Annotated in this window: 10 protein-coding genes and 1 tRNA gene; 4 read left to right on the top strand and 7 right to left on the bottom strand. The window is 61.9% G+C overall.

Annotated features, from left to right (window positions below):
* The 5 genes from PPP56_RS04795 to PPP56_RS04775 form a co-directional block, all read right to left on the bottom strand.
* Window positions 1–821, bottom strand: an 821-nt coding sequence (locus tag PPP56_RS04795; RefSeq protein WP_353562893.1) for a hypothetical protein, incomplete at its 3' end; no start/stop codon positions are given.
* Between the two features lie 99 nt (window positions 822–920).
* The gene (aroB, locus tag PPP56_RS04790; protein ID WP_353562892.1) at window positions 921–2,036 is read right to left on the bottom strand and encodes a 3-dehydroquinate synthase; all 1,116 of its coding nucleotides are present in this window, start codon (window positions 2,034–2,036) and stop codon (window positions 921–923) included.
* A gap of 93 nt (window positions 2,037–2,129) precedes the next feature.
* Window positions 2,130–2,206, bottom strand: a tRNA-Asp gene (locus PPP56_RS04785).
* Between the two features lie 106 nt (window positions 2,207–2,312).
* Entirely contained in the window at window positions 2,313–2,972 is a 660-nt protein-coding gene (locus PPP56_RS04780; protein ID WP_353562891.1) for an MliC family protein, read from the bottom strand.
* Window positions 2,973–3,215: 243 nt separating this feature from the next.
* Window positions 3,216–3,887 carry a heme exporter protein CcmB gene (locus PPP56_RS04775; protein ID WP_353562890.1) on the bottom strand — a complete coding sequence of 224 codons (672 nt, stop codon included), beginning with the start codon at window positions 3,885–3,887 and terminating at the stop codon, window positions 3,216–3,218.
* A 267-nt stretch (window positions 3,888–4,154) separates the two neighbouring features.
* Here PPP56_RS04775 and PPP56_RS04770 point away from each other — a divergent pair, with 267 nt between their 5' ends.
* Window positions 4,155–5,129, top strand: a complete 975-nt coding sequence (locus PPP56_RS04770) for an ADP-ribosylglycohydrolase family protein (protein ID WP_353562889.1) — start codon at window positions 4,155–4,157, stop codon at window positions 5,127–5,129.
* Window positions 5,130–5,177: 48 nt separating this feature from the next.
* Window positions 5,178–6,443, top strand: coding sequence for an aminotransferase class V-fold PLP-dependent enzyme (locus tag PPP56_RS04765; protein ID WP_353562888.1), 1,266 nt, complete (start codon window positions 5,178–5,180; stop codon window positions 6,441–6,443).
* 83 nt (window positions 6,444–6,526) lie between these two features.
* Here the strand turns inward: PPP56_RS04765 and PPP56_RS04760 are convergent, their stop codons facing one another.
* Window positions 6,527–7,465 carry a M90 family metallopeptidase gene (locus tag PPP56_RS04760; RefSeq protein ID WP_353562887.1) on the bottom strand — a complete coding sequence of 313 codons (939 nt, stop codon included), beginning with the start codon at window positions 7,463–7,465 and terminating at the stop codon, window positions 6,527–6,529.
* A 349-nt stretch (window positions 7,466–7,814) separates the two neighbouring features.
* Here PPP56_RS04760 and PPP56_RS04755 point away from each other — a divergent pair, with 349 nt between their 5' ends.
* Entirely contained in the window at window positions 7,815–9,575 is a 1,761-nt protein-coding gene (locus PPP56_RS04755; protein ID WP_353562886.1) for a SurA N-terminal domain-containing protein, read from the top strand.
* Window positions 9,576–9,882: 307 nt separating this feature from the next.
* Window positions 9,883–11,364 (top strand): FAD-binding domain-containing protein, encoded by a 1,482-nt coding sequence (locus PPP56_RS04750; RefSeq protein WP_353562885.1) that lies wholly within the window; start codon window positions 9,883–9,885, stop codon window positions 11,362–11,364.
* Window positions 11,365–11,415: 51 nt separating this feature from the next.
* Here the strand turns inward: PPP56_RS04750 and PPP56_RS04745 are convergent.
* On the bottom strand, window positions 11,416–11,876 hold a 461-nt coding region (locus tag PPP56_RS04745; protein WP_353562884.1), incomplete at its 5' end, for an OsmC family protein.

The following is an 11,876-nucleotide window of genomic DNA, read 5'->3' as shown; positions in this document are numbered from 1 at the left end:
GAGAAGGGGCGGTCAGCATCTGCGCCCTGCTCCCATGTACCCTCCACGCGAAGCTCCGATCGGGCGGTCGTCAGCACCGTTGGGTCGAGCGTCCAGCCTGTATCGGTGCGAGACAGGCGCCCGGAAAAGCGGTCGACCGTGAGGTCAGTATCGGGGTGGTGCAGGCGCTCCAGCTCAATGTCGGCATAGCGCCCTGCGTCGCTCCACTGCAAGTTCAGAGCAGCGTCGGGAAGGTGGAACGTGCTGTTCCAAAAGTCGGTGAGCCAGCCGCTTGCGATGGCATCCGGCACCGTGCCTTCATTCCGTGTTGTGATATGCGTATCGTGCAGGTGGATGCGGGGCATCAGCAGGTTGAGCGACGAGCCAGACGCGGACCCCGATTCGGTATCGTGCCCGTGACGGTCCGGTTGCGGATCGGCAGGGGCGAAGGCACGCGTCAGTGAGGTGCCGTGTTCGGTGCGAACGGCGACCGCGTGGGTTGTGTGCACATCGATGCGCTGCAGCGCAAGCGTGCGGTTGAGCAGCGCCGACCAGGTCGGACGCAGTACGATCGAGTCGGCCTGGGCGACGACATGCCCTTCCGGGCTGCGCACCTGCACGTCGCGCGCGAAGAGGGTCTGTACGAAGTTGCCATCGAGCCGGTCGATGTGCAGGCTCCCTGCAAACTGCGCGTTAAACTGCCGCTCCAGCTGCATGCGTACGCCATCCCGCCCGACCTCTGTGCGGGTCAGTCCAAAGAACACGACGACCCCCAGCAGGATCAGGGACAGCACGGTGGTAGCCACCAGGCGGAACCAGGAAGACGAACGGTCGCTGCTCACACACAAAGCCAGGTTAGAACGAGTATGCTTGGGGTAGCATACACGTCACATTCGTCATTTGGATTCGTCAGGATCTGCAGAGATACGGGCTTTGGGGTCTTATGCAGGCGATTGTTGCACGAAATCCCAGGCGCGCTCTACAGCAGGCTTGGCACAGTCGTCGGCCACGTACGGGTCGGCCAGCGCCTTCAGAAGCACGAAGCGGATGCGCCCGTCTTTGGTTTTTTTGTCGTGGCGCATGGCCGTCCATAGCGCGTCGAAGTCGAGGTGCGATACATCGGGGAGAGGCAGGCGGGTAAGCAGCGTGTCGAGGCGTTCGCGGTCGAGGGCATCGCCATGCCGCTGCCACGACAGATAGAGCGCGGCGCGCATCCCGATAGCAACGGCTTCGCCGTGTGCTACCGTGCCGTACCCGGCGACCTGCTCGATGGCATGGGCAAACGTATGTCCGAAGTTGAGGTAGGCGCGCTTGCCGGCTTCACGCTCATCGTGGCCAACGACCCGTGCTTTCACGGCCATGGCCTGCCGAATAGCCGGTACCGTTGCTTCCAGGCTATGGTGCCCGAGAATATCGACCAGGTGCTCATCCAGATAGGCAACGAGTGCGGCATCGGCAATAAGGCCGTGCTTGATGGTTTCTGCCATGCCGTTGATCCACTCCCGAGCGGGCAGCGTAAGCAGCGTTTCAGGGTCCACGAGCACGCCATGGGGCTGGTAGAAGCTACCGATCAGGTTTTTGCCGACGGCGTGGTTGATTCCGGTCTTCCCCCCGATTGAACTGTCGACCTGTGCAAGTAGCGAAGTGGGCAGATGCACGAGCGGAACGCCGCGTAGGAGCGTAGCTGCTGCGAATCCCCCTACATCGCCTACAACGCCGCCGCCAAGCGTACAGACAGGGGTGCTGCGTTCAAGGCCGATGGGCAGCAGCGTGTCGTAGAGCATCTCCAGCCGTTCCAGCGACTTGCTTGACTCGCCGGGTGGAACGACGACCACATGGGGCTTCCAGCCGTCTGCTTCAAACGCATGCACGAGCGGACTGCGGTAGTGAGCCGCCACATTCTCGTCGGTGACAATGACGACGTTGGGGCCGTGCAAGCCGAGGGTGCGCAGGTGAGCGGGTACGCCAGCCAGCGAGACAAAGTCGATGTCGTACGTGCGCGAGTCCGCTGGTACGGTGAGCGACTTGGGGCGCAGATCTGAGGACGATGTGGGCATGGCGCAAACACAGGTGGATAGAAGAGCGAGAAGACAGAGTGCCCCTAAAACAGAAAACGCCTCGTGCTGCCCGAAAGAGCAGCGCGAGGCGTGTGGCGGTCCGGACGGGACTCGAACCCGCGACCTCTGCCGTGACAGGGCAGCATTCTAACCAACTGAACTACCGGACCGTGCTGAAGCGTATCCAGAAAAGGGTATCCATGGGGCTTTGTTCCAGGCTGCGAATCTAAGTTTCAGGGAAGGGCGCGTCGCCCGCGGAGTGTTTTCGAACGCTGCTTAGTCAAATACCCAGGCGCAGCCCGGATACGACAGCTCCTCATGTATCAGCGTCGCGGTCGCGGGAAAAATGTCGCCCCGCATAGAGTCGTGGCACGGAGTGGGTTCAACCGTGAGCGTTGCGGGCGCCCCATCTACAGTGAAGCGGTAGCGCGTGGATCCATTGATTGATTGCGGGTCAGGGGCGGGTCCTGCATGTTCGGTCATGCCGTAGTTGAGCAGCGCCGTGAGCGAGTCGCCGTGTGTCAGTGTGACCATCCAGCCGGGTTCATTTCCAGCGGCACGCACGTCAACGCCGGCGTCTTCGGCATCGGCCCAGGGCCCTTCGGCAGTGCGTTTTGCGCAGCTGTCGTAAGATGTGCCATCCACAACCAGCCGGGCTTCATCTTCGTGGCTCCAGTAGGATACGGATGGACCGTCGTAACGTGATCCCGATGCGGACTCGACCAGGGTAGCTGTCCGCGTTTCGCCGGGCAGGTGTAGGTGCACGCGATCATCGGCTTCGCGGGTCACCGCAAACGACATATCGATGGTGCAGGTGTACATACGGGGCGTGTCGAAGGTCGTAGCTTCGGCATTTTGGGTAGACTCACTGCACTGCATCCAGCCAGCTGTTGCAAGCAGTACGCCGATAAGAACAAGAGCGATGCGGAGCGTCATAGTGCGTTACGTGGGTACGTGGTGTAGAACCGGGCCAGGAAGTGGCGGGCGGCGCACTGCAAAGCAGCCATCCAGAGCCATCCAGAGCATGGGTGACAGTACGGTTTACAGCTATAGCACACCCTGTATTGTGTACCTTGCGTAAAGGCGGCCTGCAAGCGGACAAACCCGGTATAGGTTCTTAGAGTCCGTGTTCTGTCCTGGTTCGGCCTGACGCATCTGCCCAACCTACCCTTGCTTGATCTACTCTTGCCACACATAGTCAAACAGGAGAACTGCGGCCGTGATGGTTGCACCGGCAAAGCCAACCAGGGTGAGCAGCTCGTCCTGTGCGGTCGTCCAGGTGCCGCCCGTAAGCGCAATGCGCGTCGCTTCCACAACAGAGAGCAGAAGGGGCATCAGCACGGGCAGCAGGAGCACGGGCAGCAGCGGACCCTTCTGTGTTGCCTGCGCAATGAGAGCCCCCAGCAGCGTGGTAGCCCCTGAAAGCCCCAGCGCGCCCAGCACCAGCGTTACGAACAGCAGTCCGGGTTCTTGCACCGATACGTTGAGCACGAAGACGAAGAGCAGCACCGCGACGGTGTTCAGGCCAAACACGAGTAGCAGCGTAAACAGAAGCTTTCCGGCAAAGACCATGCTTCCGCGCACATGCAGCTGAAGAAGCAAAAGCGTACCCGACTCGGCTTCGCTCACGAACGTACGCCCCAGTCCGATAGATGCAGAGAACAGAATCACGATCCATAGCAGGGCCGACTGTACAGGGGGGCGCAGCGTCTCCTGTCCGACAGCAAATAGCACCAGCGCCAGCGTAGAGAGTACAAACAGTCCCAACACGTTCAACGCTACACGCTGCCGCAGCTCAATCTGTACGTCTTTTTGGAATACCGCCCAGGTACCAGCCAGCCAATCCGTCATGCAAAGATGCGTTGTTTGGTGATGTATTGTTTGGTGCGCTTGTCGGGTTCGCGGTTTGGGGCAGAGCGAGCCAGGGTCAACATAACCCCTGCTGCATCGTATAGCACGAGCACTACATAGCAAAAACACTATATAGCACAAGCACAATACGGCGCGGTGCCTGTATCAGCTACGCGTTGCTTTATATGCGTTACCTTATGTGTTGCCTCTGATACTACACCGACGCCCCATGCTTACGTTGCGCCTATTCACCATCTTCGATTCTGTATGACCTCCGATACCTGTCTCGGCACCCTGCTTGGCACCGCCGTGGGCGACGCGCTCGGCATGCCTGTAGAAGGCCTCAGCCATCAGAACATCCGCACCTACTATAAAGGGATCAAAGAGTACCGCGACGATGATAAGCGAGGCGATTTCGATGCCGGACAGTGGACCGACGATACGCAGTTTACGTTTGCGGTAGCTCGGGTCGTGGCGACGGCAACCCCTACGCAGTGGCCTGCTGAAGCGGCTATGGAATACACCTCCCTGCAGGATAAGGCGCGACGCTGGGGGCCCACGACCCGGGCCGCCATTGAGCGTTTGGCGACCGGCACGCCTCCGCTTGAAGCCGGTAGCGCCGAGCGCCCCACCGATGGTGCCGCCATGCGTGCGGCCCCGCTTGGTCTCTGGTGGGCGGCCACCGATGCTGATCGCAGCACCGCTTTTTCCGCTATCTCCAATATCCTGCGTGTTACACACGCGCACCCTGCGGCGCTGGCCGCCGGGTGGGGGCAGGCTGCTGCTACACGCTACTGCGCCACCCATCCGTTAGGGGACTTCGACCCAGCCGACTTCTGGTCGCATCTGGTGGATACGACCGTCTGGGGCGAGTCGCAGTTGGGCAACGATACCCGCGTGTCTGATCGGCTCAAGCGGCTCAGCGACCAGCTTCACGAATTTCCGCTTGACCTGCGCGATGAGTGCAACGGCGCGGGCATTGCGGCCGACGAGGCGTGGCCTTTTGCAGTGGCCATGGTTGCACGGGCTCCCGAACTGCTCGAAAACACGCTGCTCTCGGGCATCAACGTGGGGGGCGATGCCGATACGACCGGTGCCATGATGGGCGCCCTGCTTGGCACCTTGCACGGGTGGGATGCGTTTCCCGATGAGTGGAAAAACGGACTCGAAGCCACCGAGCACCTCCGCCAGCAAGCCCAGACCTTTGCCAAAAGCATCTTGCGTCCTACGTCTGCAGCCTAACCCGCACCTGTCGCCCACGCTTCGCATCCCCCCTGCCCCTTATTTTGTATGCCTACGACTGATCGCGCCGACCTGCGCAGCCTCCGCAACGCCTTCGTGCGTCCCGGACCCGACGACGCGGTGGAGCTGCGTGCGTTTACGCATGGGCTCATGCCGAAGCGCGTGCCCGACATGCTGCAGCGCTTTGCTGAGGACTGGAGCCAGCGCGGCGTGGACGCCTGGAACGCGGTGCCAAATCACTGGCAGCCCGACACCCCGCAGCCCGATGACGTGGGGTGGTGGACCCTCCCAATGTTTCTGGGCGATGCATTCATTGCGCCGCTGCTGGGGGCGCCGCACGGCACCTGCGTCATGCAGCCCCACGTGCACTGGACGATGCAGTGCCTGCTCTCTGCGCCTGAAGTCATCGGGCGCGGAAGCGAGGTGGTGCTGGTCGATAGCGCGTTTCCGTCGGTGCGGCATAGCGTACACCGGTGGCAGGCGCTCAACGGACTCGAACCGTCGGTTGCTACGCGTCCAGAAAGCGGGCATGTGGCGGTGGAGCGCGTCATCGACCGCATGGGAGCCCACACGGCGATGGTGGTGCTGAGCCACGTAGGCTTTACGACCGGGCAGCGCATTCCCGACCGTGCACTCCGTGCCGTAGCCGATGCTGCGCATGCGAACGACGCGCTTTTCGTGATCGACGGCTACCATAGCGCCTGCACCTTCCCGATCGACGTTGCCGCGCTCGGGGCCGATGTCTACATGGGCGGGCTGCTCAAGGAGGGCTGCGGGTCGTCGGGCAACGGGTTTGTGTATCTCCGAGAGGGGCTCGACCTGACGCCCCGCCTTACGGGCTGGTTTGGGAATGCGGAGCCGTTTGCGTTTCACGATACGCCGTCGCCGCATCCGGACGTGCGGCGCCGCTTCCTGGGCGGCACCACCGCTGTGGCGTCGCTCTACCACGCGGTGGAAGGGGTGCGCCTGCTGCTCGATGCAGGGCTCGATACCGTGCATGCCCACACGCAGCGCCTGAGCCAGATCGTAGTTGATCGGGCCGGCGAGGCCCCGTTTTCTATGCGCTCGCCCCGTCATGCCGACGAACGCAGCGCGCTGCTTGTGCTGGAAGTGCCCGACGCGTACCAGCTCTGTGAGTATCTGAAGACCCGCCGCATCTATACCGATAGCCGTAAGAACCGGTTTATTCGCATGGCGCCGTTTGTGTGGAATACGGCTCCGGAAGTGCACCACGCCCTCGACGTGCTTACAGATGCGATCGAGAGCAAGGCCTACCGCAGCTTCACACCCGAACCCGGCGGACCGGTTACATAGAGCCCGTCACATAGCCAGCCTCCGCGTGGTTAGACCCTGCGCCGACAGCCCGAACGGAGCCCTTGCCTCAGCGTCTGTCGTCCTCAGCATGTGCCCTCCTCATCCGGTGCTTCGTCGGACTGTTCAGAACGCTTATCAGCGAGTTGTTCAGAGCGTTCAGAGGGATGCGTAGGCGTCCAATTAAACAGCGTGGCCATGGCCTCGAAGAGCTCCGGATGTTGCTGCTTCATGGCATGGGGCTCTTCAAAGAAGTGCTCGACAGCCACAGCGAAAAACTCTGACGGGGCCGTGGCAGCATATGGGTCGAGCATCGAGGTGCCCCGTTCTACCTTGCGCATCTCCGTGCGGATGAGCGACTGCCAGGCCTCGGCGGAGCGACTGTCTACAAACGAGGGCACCCCATCGGGGCCGGTGTTGTCAAAGTCGAACAGATGAGCCAGTTCGTGCAGCACTACGTTGTTGCCATCGCCGGGGTGCATCCAGCTGGCTCGTACCGAGGGGGCAGACATGATGAGGGGGCCCTGCTCGTGAGCCATGCCGTCGTATCCGGCATCGCGCCCCCCACTGTACTCGTCGTCGAAGTGGGCCGGGTAGAAGAGAATCGAGCGCGTGCCCGGAAGCTCCCAGTCGGGGTGGCCGTGCAGAAGCAGCGCTGCGCCGGCAGCCACGCTCAGGCAGAGCTCCTCGGTCGCAGACACGCCCCGGACGCCCTCAAAATCGAACTCCTCCATCAGAAAGCGCACGTCCTGCTCGAAGCGGGCCCTTCCGTCGGCATCGAGCGCGGCGTAAGGCGGGACATGGCGCTGCATCCAGCGACGCCACGATTCGGGGACGCCCTGCTGAGCCCAGCGCCAGCGCCGGTAGGGGGTGCGTAGGCTTACGTACAGCACGACTCCTGCTGCCACCCCCCCAACGAGCGCGCCCCACGGATGCACCTGCGCCCCGATCGCAGCCAGGCCGCCGCCCAGAATAAGCGCAAGCCCAGCCGCTGTCCAGATCGTTGAGGAGCGAATAATGCGCATAGGGGGTATAGCGTGGCATAAAAATCGCGAGTACGCTACTGTACGACGGGACAGTCGCATTATTCCGCGGCCCTGCCTGTTCGATTGTCTACTTGATTGCCTACTCGACGACGTTTTGTTGCGACAAGCCCCGCGCCATGGTGCTACCAGGATGAGTGCTGGTTGCAAGATTGGTTTACAAGAAAAGACAGAAGCGGCGTATGTAGACGAAGAACAGATGAGCGCACCCATCAGAGCGGTACAGGAAAGAACAATCAAGAACGTGCCGTGTACATGACTGCTGCAATGTAGCCATTGACAAGATCGTCACATCCACCCACACCGAACCGACTGTTAACGTATGGGCGTCATGAATAAGCTCCGGGAAAACACCGGAGTCATCCTTTGGATACTCGTTATTTCGTTTGGCGTCATTTGGACGCTGCAAGACTCCGACGTGTTTAACACGGTCGGGCAGCCTACGGGCAACATTGCGGTGGTGAACGGTGCTGACATCACGTACCAGGAGTTCCAGCAGGCCGTGGAACAGCAGATGCAGCAGGTGCGCCAGCAGGTGCAGGGCGACGTCACGCCACAGATGCAAGACATGGTGCGCGAGCAGACGTACACGCAGCTGGTCAACGCACAGCTCATCCAACAAGAGATGGACCGTCTGGGCATCCAGGTAACCGATGAGGAGGTCATGGACATGGTCTATGGCGATAATCCGCATCCGGTTATTCAGCAGCAGTTTGCTGACGAGACCGGACAGGTCGATCAGCAGTTGATTGCGAACCTGGCGCAAAATCCTGAGCTGCGCGAGAGCTGGCTGCAGCTGGAGCAGTTCCTGCGCGACGAACGGCGCGAGAACAAGATGAATACGCTCCTGCAGTCAACGGTGCACGTGTCGAACCGCGACGTGGAAGACTTCCACTTTCGCCAGAATGCGCGTGCCGACGTGCGATACGTGGCGCTGAACTACGCATCGGTAAGTCGCGATCAGGTTGATCTGTCGGAGTCGGAGCTGCGCGACTACTACAACGCAAACCGTGACGACTTTCGCCGCGAGCGCACCTACGAGGTGCAGTATGCCACGCTTCCGAAAGAGCCAACCGCTGAAGACTCCGCGGCCGTTGTGCAAGATCTGGAAGATCTGCGCGCCGGGCTTAGGGAAGCTGACGATGTGGAGTCGTTCCTGCAGCGTAACGGATCAGCAGTGCCGTATGACGATAGTTTTGTAACCGAAGACGAACTGAGTGCTCCGCTTGCTGAGGCTGTCTTTGAAGACCTGACTCCCGGACGCGTAACCGATCCGGTCTTTGCTGATGGACTCGCGCAGATGGCTCGCATCATGGACGCGCGTCCTGAGGAAGGTGAAGTGCAGCTTGCGACCATGGCACTGAACGTGCGCCCGAGCCTCGCCACGCTGCGTGAGTATGAGGATCGGATGGACGACGTTGCCTTCTACTCAGATTCGGGAGACTTTGAGGAGGAGGCTGCGCGTCAGGACGTGCCGGTACAGCGCATGACCGTTGAAGACGGCGACGATACGTTCCCCGAGATCGGGCAGAGCCGGGCGCTGCGCGACTTCCTAAGTGCAGCCAGTCGCGGTGACGTTAGCGATGTAATTGAACTCGATGATCGGTTCATCGTGGCACGCCTCGCATCGGTCCAGCGGGCAGGCTACCGCGACTTCGAAGAGGTGCGCAGCCAGATTGAGCCGCGCGTGCTACGCGAGAAGCGACAGGCTGTACAGGTTGAGCGCATGCAAGATGCCTTGCGCGGAGCCGCCTCGCTCGACGAACTCGCTGAGTCGCTCGGTACGCAGCTACGCACCCGCTCGGTGTCGTTCGAAGACGACGTAATCCCAGGACTTGGGCGCGACCCGATGTTCACAGGCACGGTTTTCGGCCTGGAAGAAGGCGAGCGCTCAGACGTTGTAGGCGGCGCTAACGCGGCCTACGTGGTTGAAGTCGAATCGTGGGACCGCCCCGGTGAGCTCAGCAGCAGCGAGCGCGAGCAGCTCCGCCAGCAGCTCCTGGCCCAGCGCCAGCAACGTGTTGTGCAGCAATGGATCGAGTCGCTCCGTGATGCAGCCGATATCCGCGACCATCGTGGGCAGTACTTCTGATCGCTCTCTCATCCAAAACCTACAAACCTTGGCGTACGCACGACGCCATCGTACGTATTGCGCGTGAACACAGGCAGCTCCTCATTCCGCCGAGGAGCTGCCTTTTTATTGGCTTCGTGGTTGGGAGCTCGCGGTGCAGAGCGTACAGCGGCTCTACAGTTTATCTGCCTTGCTACTCGTGACGATGATGTTTATCTGCCAGACATCGCGCCTCGGCTGAATCTGCCCGCGGTTCGTTCTGGTACATATCCTGTGTTTGTTTCTGTGTTTGTCGGGATACGCAGCGTAAGACGTTTCAAAAAAAGCAATGACCCACGTTGTCTGGTACAAGCGCGACCTGCGGGTGCGCGACCATCGTCCGCTTGTCGAAGCAGCAGCGCGCGGGCCCGTGCTGCCGCTGTACGTGGCCGAACCGGGCATCGCGGCAGGAGACGATTTCTTGCCGCGTCATTGGACGCTGATTCGTGAGGGTCTTCAGGCGCTACGCCGGTCGTTGGCGCGGCGCGGGCAGCCGCTCGTCGTGCGGTGTGGGCGTCTTCCTGACGTGTTCGAGCAGCTCCGGCAGCAGATCGGGGCGTTCCACCTCTGGGCGCACCAAGAAACGGGCAATCGGCGTACTTTCGACCGCGACCTGCGGGTGCGCAGGTGGGCAAAGGCGCACCGCATCCCCCTGACAGAATACCCCTGCCGCGGCGTGGTGCGCGGATTGCGCGATCGCGACACCTGGTCGGACCGGTGGGAGACCTACATGCGCCGCGTACCGTGGCCCGCTCCCGACACGCTACGGGCCGCTCCTGGCGATTTGGACCCCGGACGGCTTCCGACGCACCGCGAGATGGGGCTGGCGCCGTGCACAGCTGCCGTGCAGGCGCTGAGCGAGGACCATGCGCACCGCCTGCTGCACTCGTTTCTGCACGAGCGCGGACCCCGCTACCGCCGGCACATGTCGAGTCCGCTTACCGGCGCGCGGAGCTGCTCGCGCCTCTCGGTGCATCTGGCGTATGGTACGTTGAGCATCCGGCAGGCGGTACACGCCCTGCGCGAGCGCCAGATGGAGCTGGAAGACGCCACGTTCTCAGGGGCGGCGGCATGGCGCAAGTCGCTGTCGTCGTTCGACAGCCGGCTGCACTGGCACGGCCATTTTATGCAGAAGCTGGAAGACGCGCCACGCATCGAACACGAGAGCTATATTCCGGCCTTTGACGCACTACGGGCCGACGATTTCGATGCTGCGCTGTACGACGCCTGGAAGCACGGGCAGACGGGATTTCCCATGGTGGATGCGTGCATGCGGTGCCTGCAATGCACCGGCTGGCTTAATTTTCGGATGCGCGCGATGCTATGTTCGTTTGCGGCGTACGACTGCTGGCTCGACTGGCGCCGGTTTGCGCCCTACTATGGCGGACTCATGGCCGACTATGAGCCGGGCATCCACTACCCGCAGGTGCAGATGCAGTCGGGCACAACAGGTATCAACCGGCTGCGCATCTACAACCCGGTGAAGCAGGGACAGGAGCACGACCCCGAGGCGGTCTTTATCCGCCGCTGGGTGCCCGAGCTCGCTCCTGTCGACAACGACGCGCTGGTGCACGCGCCCTGGAAGATGTCTGCTTTTGAGCAGCAGGCTTATGGCTGCGTGCTCGGGCGCGACTACCCTGAGCGGGTGGTCGACCACCTGGAGGCGTACCACTATGCCCGTGAGCGGATTGAGGCGCTACGCGAAGAACCGCACATCCAGGAGCAGGCCGACCGGATCGTCGCACAGCATGGAAGCCGGCGACGTCGCTAATCCGCCCCGCTGTCCTACCTCATCCATACGCATCCGAAAGAGGATGGTAGACTACGCTTCGCCTGCATCCCACTCGGTTACGACGTTGATCTCGTTGTGCAGGGTGCGGTGCACGGGGCACTTGTTGGCGATCTCAAAGAGCCGTTCGCGCTGCTCTTCTGAGAGGTCGCCTGTTACGGTGAGGGCACGCGTAAAGCGGTCGATCTTGCCGCTCTCCGACTCGCAGTCGGCGCAGTCCTTTGCGTGGACTTTGTTGTGGCGGACTGCCACGTGCGCATCCTCAAGCGGCCAGCCCTTGCGGCGGGCGTACATCTGCAGCGTCATCGTGGTGCAGGCAGCGAGGCCGGCACTCAAAAACTCATACGGGGTAGGTCCGGTATCGTCGCCGCCGACCGAAGCGGGTTCGTCGCCCACGAGTGCATGCTGACGCGCCTGCATGGGCGTGCGATAGCCTTTGGGACCAGTCACGGCGGTTACGCCCTCTTCGGGAGCCTCCGGGGTGTCGTCCGGGG

Source organism: Longimonas sp. (assembly GCF_040409695.1).
Classification (GTDB): domain Bacteria; phylum Bacteroidota; class Rhodothermia; order Rhodothermales; family Salinibacteraceae; genus Longimonas.
This window is presented reverse-complemented; position numbering and strand designations above follow the sequence as displayed.

Excerpts from the sequence above, each read along its gene's own strand:
- PPP56_RS04770 (WP_353562889.1), top strand. The coding sequence starts at position 4,155 with ATGACCTCCGATACCTGTCTCGGCACCCTGCTTGGCACCGCCGTGGGC.
- PPP56_RS04755 (WP_353562886.1), top strand. The coding sequence starts at position 7,815 with ATGAATAAGCTCCGGGAAAACACCGGAGTCATCCTTTGGATACTCGTT.
- aroB (WP_353562892.1), bottom strand. The coding sequence starts at position 2,036 with ATGCCCACATCGTCCTCAGATCTGCGCCCCAAGTCGCTCACCGTACCA.
- PPP56_RS04760 (WP_353562887.1), bottom strand. The coding sequence starts at position 7,465 with ATGCGCATTATTCGCTCCTCAACGATCTGGACAGCGGCTGGGCTTGCG.
- PPP56_RS04775 (WP_353562890.1), bottom strand. The coding sequence starts at position 3,887 with ATGACGGATTGGCTGGCTGGTACCTGGGCGGTATTCCAAAAAGACGTA.
- PPP56_RS04750 (WP_353562885.1), top strand. The coding sequence starts at position 9,883 with ATGACCCACGTTGTCTGGTACAAGCGCGACCTGCGGGTGCGCGACCAT.
- PPP56_RS04780 (WP_353562891.1), bottom strand. The coding sequence starts at position 2,972 with ATGACGCTCCGCATCGCTCTTGTTCTTATCGGCGTACTGCTTGCAACA.
- PPP56_RS04765 (WP_353562888.1), top strand. The coding sequence starts at position 5,178 with ATGCCTACGACTGATCGCGCCGACCTGCGCAGCCTCCGCAACGCCTTC.